The 15,570-nt window shown below is 51.5% G+C and carries 11 protein-coding genes; 10 read left to right on the forward strand and 1 reads right to left on the reverse strand.

From position 1 onward, the window contains the following. Positions 1 to 16 precede the first annotated feature (16 nt). The 5 genes from nhaA to HF324_RS24270 all read left to right on the forward strand — a co-directional run bounded on the left by nhaA (position 17) and on the right by HF324_RS24270 (position 6,928). Complete coding sequence (gene nhaA, locus HF324_RS24250) at positions 17 to 1,213, forward strand: Na+/H+ antiporter NhaA (protein ID WP_168861039.1); 1,197 nt, start codon at positions 17 to 19, stop codon at positions 1,211 to 1,213. Between the two features lie 119 nt (positions 1,214 to 1,332). After that, entirely contained in the window at positions 1,333 to 1,857 is a 525-nt protein-coding gene (locus tag HF324_RS24255; protein ID WP_168805192.1) for a hypothetical protein, read from the forward strand. A 104-nt stretch (positions 1,858 to 1,961) separates the two neighbouring features. Beyond that, a complete protein-coding gene (locus tag HF324_RS24260; protein ID WP_168805194.1) occupies positions 1,962 to 3,479 on the forward strand; it encodes an NAD(P)H-hydrate dehydratase in 1,518 nt (505 codons plus the stop codon). A gap of 350 nt (positions 3,480 to 3,829) precedes the next feature. Beyond that, positions 3,830 to 6,025 (forward strand): sodium-translocating pyrophosphatase, encoded by a 2,196-nt coding sequence (locus HF324_RS24265; RefSeq protein ID WP_168805196.1) that lies wholly within the window; start codon positions 3,830 to 3,832, stop codon positions 6,023 to 6,025. Between the two features lie 273 nt (positions 6,026 to 6,298). Continuing rightward, positions 6,299 to 6,928 (forward strand): NAD(P)-dependent oxidoreductase, encoded by a 630-nt coding sequence (locus HF324_RS24270; protein ID WP_168805198.1) that lies wholly within the window; start codon positions 6,299 to 6,301, stop codon positions 6,926 to 6,928. A 72-nt stretch (positions 6,929 to 7,000) separates the two neighbouring features. On the opposite strand, the gene HF324_RS24275 is transcribed toward HF324_RS24270, so the two are convergent. Next, positions 7,001 to 7,993, reverse strand: coding sequence for a helix-turn-helix transcriptional regulator (locus HF324_RS24275; protein WP_168805200.1), 993 nt, complete (start codon positions 7,991 to 7,993; stop codon positions 7,001 to 7,003). A gap of 541 nt (positions 7,994 to 8,534) precedes the next feature. On the opposite strand from HF324_RS24275, the gene HF324_RS24280 reads away from it, so the two are divergent. The 5 genes from HF324_RS24280 to HF324_RS24300 all read left to right on the forward strand — a co-directional run bounded on the left by HF324_RS24280 (position 8,535) and on the right by HF324_RS24300 (position 15,554). Then, complete coding sequence (locus HF324_RS24280) at positions 8,535 to 10,916, forward strand: TonB-dependent receptor (protein WP_192023278.1); 2,382 nt, start codon at positions 8,535 to 8,537, stop codon at positions 10,914 to 10,916. 20 nt (positions 10,917 to 10,936) lie between these two features. Continuing rightward, entirely contained in the window at positions 10,937 to 11,800 is an 864-nt protein-coding gene (locus tag HF324_RS24285; RefSeq protein ID WP_168805202.1) for a DUF4249 domain-containing protein, read from the forward strand. Between the two features lie 209 nt (positions 11,801 to 12,009). Next, a complete protein-coding gene (locus HF324_RS24290; protein WP_168861040.1) occupies positions 12,010 to 12,861 on the forward strand; it encodes a sterol desaturase family protein in 852 nt (283 codons plus the stop codon). Positions 12,862 to 12,991: 130 nt separating this feature from the next. Further along, positions 12,992 to 13,375, forward strand: coding sequence for a BlaI/MecI/CopY family transcriptional regulator (locus HF324_RS24295; RefSeq protein WP_235021471.1), 384 nt, complete (start codon positions 12,992 to 12,994; stop codon positions 13,373 to 13,375). 19 nt (positions 13,376 to 13,394) lie between these two features. Continuing rightward, positions 13,395 to 15,554: a M56 family metallopeptidase gene (locus HF324_RS24300; RefSeq protein ID WP_168805206.1), complete on the forward strand. Its 2,160-nt coding sequence runs from the start codon at positions 13,395 to 13,397 to the stop codon at positions 15,552 to 15,554. The last annotated feature ends 16 nt before the right edge of the window (positions 15,555 to 15,570 follow it).

Here is a 15,570-nt window from a genome sequence, read left to right on the forward strand (position 1 = left end):
TACTTAAAATAACAAAATGATCAGAAGCGCATTCAAGACCCTCCTCTCCCCGATTTACACTTTCCTGAAAGACAGCCGTGCTGTAGGTATCATCCTGATCCTCTGTACCGTCGTGTCTATGGTACTGACGAATTCATCGTGGCAGACGGGTTATATCGACTTCTGGAACGCCCTGTTCGACCCGGCCGGCGGACATCACTATCAATACCGCGCCCTCCATCTACCCAATTCCTACCTGTTATGGATAAACGACGGCATGATGGTGCTGTTCTTTTTCCTCGTAGGCATGGAAATAAAAAGAGAGCTGACAGTAGGTGAACTCTCTTCCTTACGGAGGTCCATCCTGCCGGTGCTCGCCGCCATTGGCGGAATGCTGTTCCCGGCGCTCATCTTCACCCTGTTCAACAGCGGTACGGAATACTCACATGGCTGGGGCATCCCGATGGCTACGGACATCGCTTTCTCCCTCGGTATACTCTCCCTGCTGGGCAAACGTGTGCCGGTAAGCCTGAAAATATTCCTGATGGCGCTGGCCATCATCGACGACCTTGGCGCCATTCTCACGATCGCCATCTTTTACACGCCGCACCTGGATATGAATTATCTGCTGATGGCCGGCGGCGTGCTGGTAATACCCATCCTGTTCAACCTGCTGAAAATACAGCGGCCCATATTGTATTTTATTCCCGGCGTAGTGCTCTGGTATTGCCTGTTCAACTCCGGCGTACACGCCACTATTGCCGGCGTACTGCTGGCATTCTGTATACCGCAGGACAGAATAGCCGACCTGGTACATGACCTCCATGATCCGGTGAATTTTGTCATTATGCCCATCTTTGCACTGGCCAATACTGCCATACAACTGCCATCAGATATACTCGGCGCATTACATAATGACATCAGTTATGGCATTATTGCAGGGTTGGTACTGGGTAAACCGCTGGGTATTTTCCTGTTGTCCTTCTCCGCTGTAAAACTGAAACTGGCCAGCCTCCCTTCCAAATCGGGGTGGATGCAGCTGATAGGCGTGGGATTGATAGCCGGCATCGGTTTCACGATGTCTATTTTTATCTCTTCGCTCGCTTATGTGGAAAGGGAACACCAGATCATCTCCATTATTTCCGTGATAGCGGCGTCCCTGATAGCCGGTATCGCCGGATTTGTCTTTCTGCGTTTATTGAAGCCCGTTACCCCGATCAAGAAAAGCAAATGATGGATTGGCACTGTTATTGTAAGGCTATCCCGATTTTTATTCGGCCAGTAATATACTTTAGAACGAATAGCCAACGTTAATAGTCGCATACATTTTTGTATCTATAAATAACAACATCTATGAAAAAAGTCGTGTTATTTTTCAGCTTGTTTGCCCTGCTGGCAGTACAGGCTAACGCGCAGAAAAAGAAAAGCTACGGCAAAAGCGTTGAAAACTACAACACTGCCCTGGGTATCCGCCTGAACCCATGGGTTGTGGGTTTCACCATCAAACATTTCATCCAGGGCCCTCACGCCATTGAAGGGCTGGTAACCACCAACCACCAACACAAAACCAACGTTACTTTCACAGGTCTGTATGAATATCACTGGAACATCGGCAGACCGGAACTGAACATGTATGCCGGCGGCGGTGTACACGTAGGTTTCTATGATCGCCGTGATTATGACTGGGACCGTTACATAGACAAAGGCAAAGGTACTTACGTATCTCCGGGCCTGGACGGTATCATCGGTGTTGAATGGACTTTCAAAAATATCCCGCTGAACCTGAGCGCCGACCTGAAACCTTACGTTCAGTTTGTTGGCCCGACCAACTACATCGGAGAAGAAATTGGAGGCGTATCTGCAAGATTCACCTTCTAACATAGCGGAAACGCTAATAACCCGTAAACGGATCATGAGGCAAGCATGATCCGTTTTTTTATGTTCCTTATTTTTGAACTACTTTTATTGTTCAACAGCAGGATATGAAAATCTTCACCGCTGCACAGATCCGGGAGGCGGACGCCTTTACCATCGCTCAGGAGCCCGTGAGCAGTACCGACCTGATGGCACGTGCTGCAGGCAGCTGCGCTGACTGGCTACTGGACCGCTTCGCCCCTTCCCATCCTTTTTTTATTTTCTGCGGCAAAGGCAATAACGGCGGCGACGGGCTGGTGATCGCCCACCGGCTGCTGGAAGAAGGTTACCAGGTAACTGCCTGTCTGCTGGAATATGGCAACAGGGCCAGTGAGGACTATGTGTATTACTACCGCCGGTTGCAACAGCAATACGCCGGCCGTATCCGCGAAATAGCCGATGTTACCGGTTTTCCCGAGCTGCCCGCTTCCGCGGTGATTGTGGACGCCATTTTTGGCACCGGGCTGAATAAACCTATCGAAGGCTGGCTGGCCGGTATCATTCATAAGATCAATGACCAACATGGCCGCCATACGATTGTTGCCATTGATATGCCCTCCGGGCTGATGGCAGACGCCAGTTGCCGCAATACGCCCGTCATACAGGCCCATTACACCCTGAGCTTCGAGTTTTACAAGCTGGCTTTTCTCCTGCCGGAAAACGCCGCGCTGGTGGGGGATGTACATATACTTCCCATAGGCCTGTCGCCCGAATATATAACGCATACGCCTGCACGCTATCATCTGGCCGACAAGGAGATGATGCATACTATATATACGCCGCGACCTCCTTTTGCGCACAAGGGCACCTTTGGCCATGCCCTGCTGATTGCCGGCAGCCATGGCAAGATGGGCGCCGCCGTGCTGAGCGCCAAAGCCTGCCTGCGGGCCGGCGCAGGGCTGCTGACGTGCCATGTCCCCGGTTGCGGGTATGATATTATGCAGATCAGCGAGCCCGCTGCGATGACCGTCACCGACGAGGTACAGGACCACAGCGCGCATTTTCACGAGCAGGCCGATGCCCGCTACAAAACCATCGGCATCGGGCCGGGACTGGGCACCACAGCGGCTACCGCCCGCTCTTTCGAAAAACTGCTGAGCACCTATAAACGCCCGATGGTCATCGATGCAGATGCACTGAATATTCTCTCCGTATATCCGTCACTGTTATACCAGGTGCCGGCAGGTTCTATCCTCACGCCCCATCCCAAAGAGTTTGAACGGCTCTTCGGCCCTTCCGCCAACGATTTTGAACGGCTGGAACTGTTGTCCAAACAGGCGGTGCGGCTGCAACTTTACATCCTGCTGAAAGGGCGTTATACCGCAATTGCCTGTCCGGACGGCGCCGTGTATTTCAATGCTACCGGCAATCCCGGCATGGCCACCGGCGGCAGCGGCGATGTGCTCACCGGTATACTGACCGGTCTGCTGGCGCAGGACTATGCGCCCAAAGCGGCGGTATTGCTGGGCACCTGGCTGCATGGCTATGCCGGGGACCTGGCGGCGGCGCAGTTATCTCAGGAGGCCATGACCGCCGGGGATATCGTTGCCTTCATGGGAGCGGCTTTCCGGGAGTGTTTTTATTAAAATACTTTCGTCATAACGGCATTAATACCGGGTCCCGGCCACACCTGTTCGTGGCCCCGGTCTGCCACCGGCCAACCGGCAGCCTGTCTCCCAAATATCGAAGCTCTTTCTTAACCTATGCGGTACCACTCCCCGCGACGCCCCGCTTCCCCGCCACCCAACGCTCCGTCGCCACGCGTTTTCCCCCTCTGAAACCAGCCACCATACGCCCTGCTGCGTTATTTCTTCCCTGCCTGCGGTAATTCCTTACCCCGAATTCGTAATTCAAAATTTTATTATCTATATTTATTGGATAACATTTATTCAATCAATACGCTATTTTTTCAACCGAGCAATTTAAATACGCTTCTATGAGTATCGTTTTCCTCGTTCCCTGTTTTGGATTACTGGCCTTGTTATTTACTGCAGTCCGCAGCTCCTGGGTTTCCCGCCAGGATGCGGGCAATGAAAAGATGAAAGAAATAGCGCAGCATATTGCGGAAGGCGCTATGGCATTTTTGAAAGCGGAGTATAAAGTACTGATATACTTTGTCATCATAGCTGCGCTGTTATTGGGTTACATGGGTGCTTCCCATCATACCTCCCACTGGTCGATAGGCCTCGCCTTCATCATAGGCGCTGCTTTCTCTGCTACAGCCGGGTTCATCGGAATGAAAATAGCGACCAAAGCCAACGTGCGTACAGCACAGGCGGCCCGCACCAGTCTTGCCAAAGCGCTGGGCGTTTCCTTTACCGGCGGTTCTGTCATGGGTATGGGCGTTGCCGGCCTGGCTGTACTGGGACTCGGTTCCCTCTTCATCATTCTCAAATCCTATTTCGGAGCGGCGGCCAATACAGCTGAAATGATCCGGACCATCGAAGTGCTGACCGGCTTTTCGCTGGGTGCAGAGAGCATCGCCCTCTTCGCCCGTGTAGGCGGCGGTATCTATACCAAAGCGGCCGACGTAGGCGCTGACCTGGTAGGTAAAGTGGAAGCCGGCATCCCTGAAGACGATCCGCGCAACCCCGCCACCATCGCAGACAACGTGGGCGACAACGTAGGTGACGTGGCAGGTATGGGCGCTGATCTTTTCGGTTCCTATGTGGCCACCGTACTGGCAACCATGGTACTGGGCTCTGAAACGACCTCGCAGGACATGTTTGGCGGCCTCGCCCCCATCCTGCTCCCCATGATGATCGCCGGCACCGGTATCATCTTTTCCATCATCGGTACTTTCTTCGTGCGCATCAGCGACAGCGCCGGCCTCAATACCGGCGTGGTACAGAGAGCGCTGAATATGGGCAACTGGGGCTCCATTATCCTCACCGCCATCGCTTCCTGGTTCCTCGTTAGCTGGATACTGCCCGAAGGGCCTATGGTACTGCGCGGCCACGAGTTCACCAAAACACAGGTATTCGGCTCCATCGTGGTAGGCCTCGTAGTAGGCACCCTGATGAGCATCATCACCGAATATTATACGGCCATGGGCAAACGCCCGGTCCGCTCCATCATCCGGCAGTCAGCCACCGGCGCCGCCACCAATATCATCGGCGGCCTGTCTGTAGGCATGGAATCCACTGCGCTGCCCATCCTCGTGCTGGCGCTGGGTATCTACGGCTCCTACGCTTTTGCCGGCCTGTACGGCGTAGCGATCGCTGCGGCCGGCATGATGGCCACCACCGCGATGCAGCTGGCAATCGACGCTTTTGGTCCTATCGCAGATAACGCCGGCGGTATCGCTGAAATGAGCGAACTGCCGAAAGACGTGCGTGAAAAAACCGATATCCTCGATGCAGTGGGCAACACCACTGCCGCTACCGGTAAAGGATTCGCCATCGCTTCCGCCGCCCTCACCGCCCTGGCGCTGTTTGCGGCATTCGTAGGCGTGGCAGGCATACAGGGTATCGATATCTATAAAGCCGATGTGCTGGCAGGCCTCTTTGTAGGCGGTATGATCCCGTTCATCTTCTCCTCGCTGGCAATCGCCGCAGTAGGCCGCGCTGCCATGGCCATGGTGGAAGAAGTACGCCGCCAGTTCCGCGAAATACCGGGCATCATGGAAGGCACCGGTAAACCGGAATACGATAAATGCGTGGCCATCTCCACACAAGCTTCTATCCGCGAAATGATCCTGCCGGGCGCTATTGCACTGATCTCCCCGCTGCTCATCGGCTTTATCGCCGGTCCGGAAGTACTGGGCGGTTTCCTCGCCGGCGCCACCGTTAGCGGCGTACTGATGGGCATCTTCCAGAACAACGCCGGCGGCGCCTGGGACAACGCTAAAAAATCTTTCGAAAAAGGCGTGGAAATCAACGGCGAAACCTTCTACAAAAAATCAGAACCGCATAAAGCCTCTGTAACCGGCGACACCGTAGGTGATCCGTTCAAAGACACCTCCGGCCCCTCTATGAACATCCTCATCAAACTGATGTCCATCGTATCGCTGGTGATTGCGCCTACCCTGTCTGAAAAATTCCATACGAAGGAAGAAGTGCCACCGGTAGTCAAAGAAAAAAGCATGACACCGCCTGCCACTAAAACCCAGCAGGTATACGTGCTGAAATAAATCATCCGGCTGATGGGCACCTGGTTGCCCATCCGTCTCCCGGCGGACAATCATAAACGAAGAGATCGCTGTTCTATAAAACAAACTGATTAACAGCGCTTTATTATCTCTCCGGCCAGATTGTCCGCCCTTTTTTAAAAATTTACTGTAATTATTTTTGTTACAGTAAAAAAGTGCCGTACATTTGCCTTATCAAACTGTAATAAAAAATAAAACAGTTAAACAATCAGTCAACGCTGGCTGTAATTATATCACTACAAAAACGCATTCAACATGAAAGTAGCTATCATCGGCGCATCAGGATTCATTGGCAGCGCCCTTTTAAACGAAGCATTGCACAGAGGTCATGAAGTAACCGCCATCGTCCGTAATCCGGAAAAAATACAGGTTAAAAACGATCATCTGACTGTTAAGAAAGGCGATGTGACCAACGAAGCGGAAGTAGCTTCCCTCGTTGCCGGCAACGACGCTGTCATCAGCGCGTACAGCGCCCACGATACTGCAACCTATGTAAAAGCGATCCGCGCGATCATCGGCGGCCTGAAACAGGCTGGCATCAAAAGACTGATTGCCGTAAGCGGAGCCGGAAGCCTGGAAGTAGCACCCGGCGTAGAATTGCTGGACACCCCTGAATTTCCGGCAGCATGGAAAGAAGGCGCCAGCGCCACCCGCGAAGCGTATAAAATCATCAAACAGGACAAAGACCTGCAATGGACGGTATTAAGCCCCGCTGCTATGATCGCCCCCGGCGAACGTACCGGCAAATTCCGCCTCGGTGGCAACCAGCTCCTGCTCGATGCCAACAACGAAAGCAAAATCTCCACCGCCGATTACGCCATCGCCCTTATCGACGAACTGGAGAAACCGGCGCATATCCAGCAACGGTTTACCGTCGCCTACTAAACCGTGATGCCATAGCATAAAAAAAGACAGCCCGCCGGGATTCGGTGGGCCGTCTTTTTTATCATACGATATCTATAGTTTGGAAGGCGCTACGCCATACTTCTTCTTAAATGCACTGCTGAAATGCTGTGGTGAAGAATAACCTGCGTCATCTGCAATTTCCGCGAGCGTTTTGCCGCCAGCCAGTACCAGTTCCCGCGCCATACTAAGACGATGGTCATTGAAGTAACCGAAAACGGTATTATCGAAAACGGTCTTGAAACCGGATTTAAGCTTGAACTCATTAAGGCCGCAGAGCCGTGAAAGTTCCGCCAGCGAAGGCGGCTCCTGCAGGTTCTGCAACAACAGGTAGCGGGCATGTTGCAACTGCTCCAGTTCCCGCGTGTTGATATTATGGACCACCGCTCCCCGGCCGAAATCATTCTCCACCTGGTCACATTGAAGCGCGAGCAGCTCCATCACTTTCGACTGCAGAAACAGCTTTTTCAGCCCGCCTTTGAACTGGCATTGCCGTATCTCCGCCAGCACCGTTTTCATACGGGGTGTAATACGCGGGTTCATTTTTTCCGCCAGCGCCACGCTTTTGTTATTGGCCACGCGGTCGGCCATTTTACCCAGCGTCTGCCCGTTGCTGTCTGCCAGCTCCAGGAAACGCTCCGGTGTAAAACTCATCCCCAGCACCTGGATGCCATCCTGCTTTCTCAGTTCGGCCGTCTCCTCCCGGTAGGGAGAATACATGATATTATGTTCGAGCGATGAAAACCGGTAGGGCGTCTTTTGTCCGTAGATACGGGCGCGCACATCGCCCTGTTCCATAAACAACATGGATACATGGGGCATGATATCGTCAGATGCTACCGTCAGGGTTTCATACACTTCCGCCGTGCAGATGATCAGGTGAATGCCGTCAAACCGGCACTCCTGTATATCATAGGCACCGAACTCAAGCCGCTGCTCTTTCCGCTCCTCTACGATGTTCCGGGTAGAATTCAACTCTTCCGGCGAAAAAGGAAAACCTTCCTGCAGCAATACTTCGTTAAGTTCATTTTTGATTACTACAGCCATAAAATAATCCGTTTCGTATAAGTTTTTATCCTTTTCATGTAACAGCTATACGGATAAACAGTAGCAAATTTGCACAAATATATTCCGCAAAATTCAAATCCAAACGTCATGATTGGAATATTCCGTACAAATATTAACACTGTTAAGGATAAAGACAACGTAGTTGACGCCATTTCATCCAACTTTAGCGTAAATGCCTGCAGCGTGGACATTGAAGACTGTGACAAGGTTTTAAGAGTGATCAGCCCCCAGCAACTGGCGGAAAGAACGATTATTGAATTTGTGAACCGGCTTGGGTTCAATTGTGACATCCTTGATTGATTTATCCTCCTCAGAACCAGTCCTGTAGCGAATATTGAGATTGGAGCGAACCCCTGGCTTCAGCCTCAATATTCTTTCTCACTTTTCCGCTTTATCTTCACCCCTATTATTAATCAAAAAAATAATCTGAATCCCGATAGGGGTACAGATTCCCCACCACGTCTTATTAGCAACGTCACAAAAAAACAGGAACGTCATTTAAAATCGAGATTTACCTATTATGAAAACTTTGGTCACCATGTTGATGACTTTGCTGGTCTTAGCACTGGCAATGGGTCCAACACGCGCACAACAGCAACGATATACCGTTAGCGGTTATGTAAAAGACAAACAGAACGGGGAAAGTTTGGTGGGAATTTCCATCGGTAAACCCGGTACCACTGTTGGTACGGTTACCAACCAATACGGTTTCTATTCCCTGACCCTCCCTGCCGGGGAGCATGAACTACAGTTTTCATATATGGGATACGCGCCCGTTAAAACAACTGTCAGTCTCCATAGCAACAAAACACTGGACATCCGCCTGGAAAGCAGCAGCAGCCAGCTGAATGAAGTCACCGTTAACGGCCAGAAGCAGGAAAGGGCTGTCAATACGCTCAACACCAGCATCAACCGCCTGGACATCGCCCAGATGAAAAAGATGCCCGCTTTCATGGGAGAAGTGGACGTACTGCGTTCTATCCAGACCCTCCCCGGCGTAACGACCGTAGGCGAAGGCTCTTCCGGGTTCAACGTACGCGGCGGCAACAGCGATGAAAACCTCATCCTGCTCGACGAAGCGCCGGTATACAACTCCAGCCACATGCTCGGTTTCTTCTCTGTCTTCAACCCGGATGCGGTGAAAAGCCTGAACCTTATCAAAGGCGGCTTTCCCGCCGAATATGGCGGCCGCACCTCTTCTGTGCTGGATATCCGCATGAAAGACGGTAACAATCAGAACTTTAACGTCAACGGCGGTATCGGCAACATCTTCAGCCGCCTGTCTGTAGAAGGCCCGCTGGTAAAAGACAGGTCCTCTTTTATCGTGGCTGCCAGAAGGTCTTATATCGACATCCTCATGAAACCCTTTGTAAAAGGCGACATGAAGGACACCAAACTGAATTTCTATGATCTGACTGCTAAAGCAAACTACAAATTCGATAAAAACAACACCCTGTTCCTCAGCGGCTACTTCGGCAGAGACAAATTCGGACTGGGCACAGACGTGGACATGAACTGGGGTAACGCCACCGCCACCCTGCGCTGGAACCACGTGTTCACCAACCGCCTGTTCATGAACCTCACCACCTACTACTCCAAATATGATTACAGCCTCAGCTTCAGCAACGGCTCCAAAAAACAACAGGACGAACAGCTGCAGGGGTATAAATGGACTTCCAACATTATCAACTACGGCCTGAAACCATCTTTCACCTACTACCTGAACACCAATAACATCCTGCATTTCGGGGTACAGGGCATCTACTATACTTTCCGTCCCGGTACCGGCATCGGCACAGAAGGCGAGAAAGAGCGGGTGAAAGAACTGACCGACAAACATGCGCTGGAATCTGCCGTATACATAGATCACGAGTGGAAACCCACCAAAAAATTCGGTATCCAGTACGGCGGCCGCCTGTCAGCCTACCAGCTGCTGGGTAAAGGGACCGCCTATTATTTCAACGACACTACGCCCGGCATCCGCAGAACGCTTGTGGGCAGCAAAGAATACGGCGCCAATGAACTGATCAAGGGTTATTACTACTTTGAACCACGCCTTAGCGCCCGCTACGCGTTCAACGACCAGAACGCTGTGAAAGTGGCCTACAGCCGGACGACCCAGTTCATGCACCAGCTGTCCAATACCGCGTCTCCTACGCCGCTCGATATCTGGACGCCCAGCACCAACAACATCGAACCCAGTCTGTCTGACCAGTATACCATCGGTTACTTCTACAACTCTCCGAACGACTCCTATGAGTTCTCCGCAGAAGCTTTCTATAAAACCACCGATCATCAGCTGGACTACATCGACAACGCCAATCTGCAGTTGAACCAGCTGATCGAGGCCGACCTGCTCCCCTCCCAGACCCGTGCTTACGGTCTGGAGCTGTATGCCAAAAAAGATATTGGTAAAACCACCGGCTGGATCAGCTATACGCTGTCCCGTTCCGAAAGGAAAACACCGGGTATCAGCCTCAATGAATGGTTCCTGAACCGTTATGACCGCACGCACAACATTAACCTCGTGCTCACTCATACCTTTACGCCACGGACTTCCCTGTCTGCCAACTGGGTATATGCTTCCGGCACGCCCGGTACCTACGCCGACAACAGGCTGCAGTTCCAGGACTGGGACATCCCGTACAACAGCACCGAAAAAAGGAATAACTACCGCCTGCCGGCTTTCCACAGGCTGGACCTGTCCTTCACACTGAAAGGCAAACAGCTGAAACGCTGGAAAGGAGAATGGGTGTTTTCACTGTACAACGTATATGCCCGCAGAAATGCCTACAGTATCTACTTCAAGCAGAATGAAGATGATCCGAACAAACGGGAAGCCGTTCGCCTGTCGATTATCGGCTCCATTATCCCGGGCATCACGTACAACTTCAAATTTTAATCTGTCTAAAAAGAAATTACATGAAAAAACTGTCATTATTCATCATATCAGCGTTAGCAGCGCTTACTGCCTGCGAGGATAAAATAGACCTGGATGTGGCCCCGGGTAAATCTTACCCTGTGCTCGACGCCTGGATCACCAATGAGGCCGGCCCGCAGACGATCAGGTTTACCATGTCGGTGCCTTTTACGAACAATAATCCCGCACCGGTTATTGACGATGCCACCATCACCCTCTACGATCTTACCAACGGCAAGTCCTACCCGTTCGCGTTTAAACAGAACGCTTACAGCTACGACGCTACCAACGATCCGATCGGCATCGTGGGCCACGCCTACAAACTGCATGTGAAATACAAAGGAGAGATCTTTGAAGCGTACGACACCATTAAGAGAGTGCCGCCGATTGATTCCATCACCCTGAAGTTCAAAACCAAGGAAGAATCTATTTCAGGGAAGGAAGGTTATTATGCTACCATGCACGCCAAAGATATTGAAGGCGGCCCTGTTGACTACTACTGGATCCGCTCCTATCGCACCGACACCACCCGCCGCCTGCGCGACGGTTTCTCCATAGATGGCTCCTATGATGAAGGCGTATCCGACGGCGCTACTTTCATCCTGCCTATCGCCGAAAGCATCACCGATTACGACAAACCGTTCCAGCAGAACGAAAAAGTGATCGTTAAGCTGCGGTCTGTCACCCATCGCAGCCACGATTTCCTTACACAGGTAGATAACCAGGTAAACGCCGGCGGCCTGTTCGCCAAAGTACTGGAAAACGTAAAATCGAACGTGGTGAATACCACTCCTTCCGGGCAAACCAAAATCCTGGGCTGGTTTGGCGCTTCTGCTGTCGGCAGGGCGGAAAAACTGGTGAAATAAAGTTATTGGGATATTGGGTTATTATGATATTTAACTATTTGATTTACGGTTTTTTGATGTACGATTTTGGGATTTAATGTCAACATGCCGGTTCTTGCACAGCCTTTTTTATCAGCAGGCAGCGAACCAGTAGCAAAATCTCAAAATCGTACATCAAAAAATCGTAAATTAAATAACCAAATACCCAAATAATCAAATATCCAAATGCCATGAACCTGATCATGTATGCCATTCCCGGCTTTGTGCTGTTGATACTGCTGGAGATCATCATTACCACGATAGACCACCGTAACCTCTACGAACCCAAAGACGCTCTTAGCAGCATTGCCATGGGACTCGGCAATGTTTTCATCGGCCTGTTTACCAAAGGCGTTATCTTCGGCATTTATCTCTTTGTTTATGAATACCGGCTCTTTACCCTCGGCTTCACCTGGTGGGCGTGGATATTGTGCTTTTTTGCTGATGACTTCAGCTATTACTGGTTCCACCGCAGCAGCCATACCGTCCGCTTTTTCTGGGCTTCCCACGTTATTCATCATTCTTCCCAAAAATATACGCTGGCTACGGCGCTGCGTCAAACCTGGACCGGCAATCTTACCGGTACTTTCCTGTTCTGGCTGTGGATGCCGCTCATCGGATTCCATCCGGTGATGGTATTGAGCATGCAGGCCATCAGCCTGATCTATCAGTTCTGGATACATACGGAGGTGATCAACAAACTACCGCGGCCGATCGAATTCATCTTCAATACCCCCTCCCACCACCGGGTGCATCATGGGTCCGACCTGGATTACCTGGACCGTAACCATGGCGGGATGCTGATCATCTGGGACCGCCTGTTCGGCACGTTCACCCCGGAAAAGCAGCGGCCGGTATACGGGCTCACCAAAAATATCCATACCTACAACCCTTTCCGGATTGCCACCCACGAATGGCTGGACATCTGGCGCGACCTGCGGCGGGCACGCACCCTGCGCGAAGCCTGGCACTACCTGCTGGACGCTCCCGGCTGGAGCCCCGACGGCAGCCGGCAGACCACTAAACAGTTAAGAGGCCGCTAAACCGCTCATCCGTTTTTTATCAACTTTATCAATTTCCCGGATAATTAATTTTGCATTTACGAAAACAATCGTACATTAGCTACGAAGATATTCGTACAATAATAATCATCCTTGATAAAACATCGTGACTGTGAAACAAATAAAGCCAACAGAAAGTGAACTGGAAATACTGAGCATCCTCTGGGAGAAAGGCCCCTGCACCGTACGGGAGGTGCATGATATCCTCTCTGCCACAAAAGATGCCGGTTACACCACTACGCTGAAGCTGATGCAGATCATGCATGACAAGGAGTTGCTGGAGCGTGACACCAGCAGTAAAACACATGTGTATAAAGCGGCTGTTTCGCAGGAAAAAACCCGGCAGCAGCTGTTAAATAAAATGATAGATACCGTCTTCGGCGGATCGGCCAGCAGCCTGGTAATGCAGGCGCTTGGGCAGCACCGTTCCTCCGATGCGGAACTGGAAAAAATCAGGGAATATCTGGCGGAGATAGAAAAACAACAAAAGCGATAACGGTAAAACAGCTACTACTATGAACTTATTACCTATCACCGGCGATCTGGTACGTGCGCTTGGCTGGAGCATACTGCATGCCTTATGGCAAGCCTTTTTCGTATATGCCTGCCTGAGGGTAGTGCTGAAACTCTGGCCCATGGCCAGCGCCCGTATTAAATACAACCTGTCGTTTTTCGCGCTTTCCGGCATATTTACCTGGTTCCTGATCACTTTTTACCAGCAATGGCAGACCATTTCGGCAGCTAAACAGTTGCTGGTACAATATGTTCCTGCCGATGCGGCGGATTTGTCCGCCCTGGCGGTACAACCGGCAGCGCCCTATGCCAGCCAGCTGACAATGGTGACGCTCTTTCCCAGCCTGGAACAATGCTTTCCGGTACTGGTCACCTTATACCTCGCCGGCATGTTGCTCATGACCATTAAACTCTCCTCCGACCTGGTGCAGCTTCATCATATCCGCACCAGCATGGTGGAACCGATGGGAGAAGTGTGGGAAAAACACCTGCAGCGGCTGATGGGCAGACTGAAATTATCCCGTCCGGTGAAACTGCTGGTTTCCCGTTACATACAGGTGCCCGTCATGCTGGGGTTCCTGAAGCCGGTGATCCTGCTGCCGGTCGCCATGGTCAACAACCTGTCGGAAGAGCAGCTGGAAGCCATCCTGCTGCACGAGCTGGCACACGTAAAACGCAATGATTATCTGTTGAATATCTTCCAATCAATCGTTGAAACCATTCTCTTCTTTAATCCTTTCGTCTGGCTGATTTCCCGTATCATCCGGCAGGAAAGGGAACACTGTTGCGACGACCTCGTCATTGCAGGCACCGTCCAACCCCTGCATTACGCCAAAGCACTGATGGCGTTGGAAACGTACCGGTTAACTTCCAACCCGATGGCCATGGCTGCTGCAGATGACAAACAACATCTGTTTCACCGCATCAAAAGAATCATGGAGATGAAAACAAAACATCTTAATTATAGTCAGAAATTATTAGCAGTCCTCATCATCGCCACAGCCCTGGTATCTATTGCCTGGCTCAATCCCGCCAGAGGGAAAGATGCAGGCACCAAACTTCAGGAAACCGCTATGGCTGCCGATACCAGTGTCCCGGCGATGCCGACGCCCCCCTCTCCTCCCGCACCACCACCGGCAACACCGCAAACACCTCCTGAACCACAGGCAGCAGATGAAATCCCGGAAGCTCCGGAGCCCCCTCCGGCGCCGATTGCACCCGAGCCTCCCATTCCGGCCAATATACAAACGCCACAAAATGTGATTGTGATGAACAGCAAGGGACAAATGATACATCCGCCTATGCCGCCGATGGCTCCCATGGCACCCGTTTGGGATAGTGTTCCCCAAAAGCACACACGCCAGTCCGAAGCCGCTGTCAGAAAACAATTGCAGCTGGCACAGCAAAGCGTGGAAAAAGCCATGCAACAGCTGAAAGAAATTGACGTAAAAAAGATCCAGGCAGAAGCGCAGGCGGCAGTAGACCAGGTGGACTGGAAAGCGATTGCCCAGGAAGCACAGGCAGCGCAGGAAGCAGCCAGAGAAGCCCTGAAAAGCATCGACTGGTCACAGATGCAACAAGACATAAAAAACAGCATGAACTTCCAGTTCGACTTTGATAACGAAGCCTGGAAGAAGAACAGCGAAAAATTCCGGAAAGAAAGTGAAAAATTCCGCAAGGAATGGGACGCCAACCGGAAAAAAATGGACGCCGACAGATCGCGTCAATTGAAAGAAATGAGCCGCATGCGGGACCAGTCCGCCGCTGCCAACCGGCAACAGCTGTTCGCCATGCGCGACTCCTCCCTATCCCGTCAAAGACAAAGGCAACAGCATCTGGACGAGCAACGGGACCGCATGCTCCGTCAGACGGAAGATGCCCGCCACGAAGCGGACAAAGCCCGCAGGAGCGCAGAAGTCGCCCGTGAAAAAGCCACTGCCACTTCGCAGAAATACCGCGAAATGATTGATAAAATGGCAGCGGACAAACTGATAGACAACCAGCAGTCCTTTACCATTGAAAAGAATGCCAATGGCCTGTTCATCAATGGTGTTAAACAATCCGACAGTGTTGCTGAAAAATACGGTTCCTACCTGAAAAACAAACGGACTTACATCCGTCAGGCAGAACCCGGTAATCTGAACATCAACATTGAAGATTAATCCTTCTTCACAGAAG

Source organism: Chitinophaga oryzae (assembly GCF_012516375.2).
Classification (GTDB): Bacteria; Bacteroidota; Bacteroidia; order Chitinophagales; family Chitinophagaceae; genus Chitinophaga; species Chitinophaga oryzae.

Bases quoted from the DNA above. Each gene is read 5' to 3' on its own strand.
- nhaA (WP_168861039.1), top strand. From the start codon at position 17: ATGATCAGAAGCGCATTCAAGACCCTCCTCTCCCCGATTTACACTTTC.
- HF324_RS24255 (WP_168805192.1), top strand. From the start codon at position 1,333: ATGAAAAAAGTCGTGTTATTTTTCAGCTTGTTTGCCCTGCTGGCAGTA.
- HF324_RS24260 (WP_168805194.1), top strand. From the start codon at position 1,962: ATGAAAATCTTCACCGCTGCACAGATCCGGGAGGCGGACGCCTTTACC.
- HF324_RS24265 (WP_168805196.1), top strand. From the start codon at position 3,830: ATGAGTATCGTTTTCCTCGTTCCCTGTTTTGGATTACTGGCCTTGTTA.
- HF324_RS24270 (WP_168805198.1), top strand. From the start codon at position 6,299: ATGAAAGTAGCTATCATCGGCGCATCAGGATTCATTGGCAGCGCCCTT.
- HF324_RS24275 (WP_168805200.1), bottom strand. From the start codon at position 7,993: ATGGCTGTAGTAATCAAAAATGAACTTAACGAAGTATTGCTGCAGGAA.
- HF324_RS24280 (WP_192023278.1), top strand. From the start codon at position 8,535: ATGAAAACTTTGGTCACCATGTTGATGACTTTGCTGGTCTTAGCACTG.
- HF324_RS24285 (WP_168805202.1), top strand. From the start codon at position 10,937: ATGAAAAAACTGTCATTATTCATCATATCAGCGTTAGCAGCGCTTACT.
- HF324_RS24290 (WP_168861040.1), top strand. From the start codon at position 12,010: ATGAACCTGATCATGTATGCCATTCCCGGCTTTGTGCTGTTGATACTG.
- HF324_RS24300 (WP_168805206.1), top strand. From the start codon at position 13,395: ATGAACTTATTACCTATCACCGGCGATCTGGTACGTGCGCTTGGCTGG.